Origin of the sequence: Afipia clevelandensis ATCC 49720, assembly GCF_000336555.1 — a bacterium.
Classification (GTDB): domain Bacteria; phylum Pseudomonadota; class Alphaproteobacteria; order Rhizobiales; family Xanthobacteraceae; genus Afipia; species Afipia clevelandensis.
The window spans coordinates 3,667,768-3,669,335 of sequence record NZ_KB375281.1; the positions used below are offsets into that span (position 1 = coordinate 3,667,768).

Consider the following 1,568-nt stretch of genomic DNA (forward strand, 5'->3'; position numbering starts at 1 on the left):
TCGCTCTGGTAGTTGGGCTGCCAGCCCATGGTCCAGGGGAAATCCTTCGGGTCGTTCCACTTGGTCGCGCCGGTGGCGACGAACAGTTGCGGGACTTTCTTGGCGTTCAGGTATTTCTGGATCGCCGAGTTCGATGGCGTGCCGAGCGGCCCGTAAACGATCAGGACTTCGTCGCTTTCCACCAGCTTGCGGGCCTGCTCCACGGCCTTCGGCGGCGAGTAGCCGTCGTCATACGAGATGAAATTGATCTTGCGGCCGTTGATGCCGCCTTCGGCGTTGATCTTGTTGAAGTAGGCCTGTTCGGATTTTCCGATCGCACCGTAAGCGGAGGCCGGTCCGCTGTAGGGCATGATGTTGCCGATCTTGATTTCGGTGTCGGATGCGCCGGTATCGTATTTCTTCTGGGCGAAGGCGCTGCTGCCGGTTGCAGCAAGCATCGCGAGTGTTGCCGCGATTGTCGCAAGTTGAGTCGTCGTCTTCATACGGTCCTCCCTGGATCGTTGTTTGTGTCCTTATTGGTCGTTTCTTGAATCGGGGCTCTTGGCGGCCCGTGAGCATTGAATACGGTTTGCCTGCGCCGTTCAACGAAAAGCCCTCCGCGCCAGGGCGTGGAGGGCTTCCCAGTTTCATCAGGCGAAACAAGGTCGCGATATTTGCGACCAGGACTCGCCTATTGCAGTGCGAAGGCCGTTAACCGCCGACGTCGCCGCTCATCACATCGCCGAACAGCACCCAGCGATCGCCCTGGAACTTCATCAGTTGCAACTGGCTGATCGGAGCGAAGTCGGTGGCGCTGGTGTTGATCGTGACGCCCGGCAGCAGGCCGTCGAGTTTGAGGCCGCGGATGCTGGCGGCCTGCTTCATGACGTTCTCGCGGGTGAGGTTGTCACCGCAGGCCTTGAGAACATGAACCAGAGTCTGCGCGACATCGTAGCCTACCATCACCGAACCGTCGGCGCGGTTGCCGTCGGGGAAGTATTTGGTGAGGAAGGCATCGAAGCTCTTGATGCCCGCATCGTCCTTCCACTGCGGATCGGTCGCGTCCTTGGCATAGGCCGCCGAGATGATGCCCTGCGAGTTGTCGAACCCGGCCGGCTTCATCACGGTGCCGGTGGAGGCGCCGACATTGTTCAGGATGAACAGCGGCTTCCACTGCAGTTCGGCGACCTTCTTGATCGACTGGGCGGCGAACTTCGGCGTGGTGACGCTGATGAAAACATCCGCACCCTTCGCCTTCAGCGTGACCACATGGGTATCAATGCTCGGCTCGGCGGTCTCGTAGGATTCCTCCGCGATAATCATCGAGGCAGCCTTCGCGCCGAGGCCATCCTTGATGCCCTTGACGTAGTCTTTGCCGTAGTCGTCGTTTTGATAGAGGATGCCGATCTTGCCGTTCGGCTTTTCCTTCAGAATGTATTTGGCGTAGATGCGGCCTTCGCTCTGGTAGTTGGGCTGCCAGCCCATGGTCCAGGGAAACTCCTTCGGGTCGTTCCACTTGGTCGCGCCGGTGGCGACGAACAGTTGCGGGACCTTCTTGGAGTTCATGTATTTGTGGATGGCCGAATTGG

2 protein-coding genes are annotated in these 1,568 nt (G+C 59.3%); both read right to left on the reverse strand.

Going from position 1 to position 1,568, the window contains the following annotated elements:
- Positions 1 to 482: ABC transporter substrate-binding protein (locus tag HMPREF9696_RS17555; protein WP_002714385.1), on the reverse strand; the 482-nt coding region annotated here is incomplete at its 3' end.
- A gap of 208 nt (positions 483 to 690) precedes the next feature.
- A partial coding sequence (locus HMPREF9696_RS17560; protein WP_002714386.1) for an ABC transporter substrate-binding protein occupies positions 691 to 1,568 on the reverse strand: 878 nt, incomplete at its 5' end.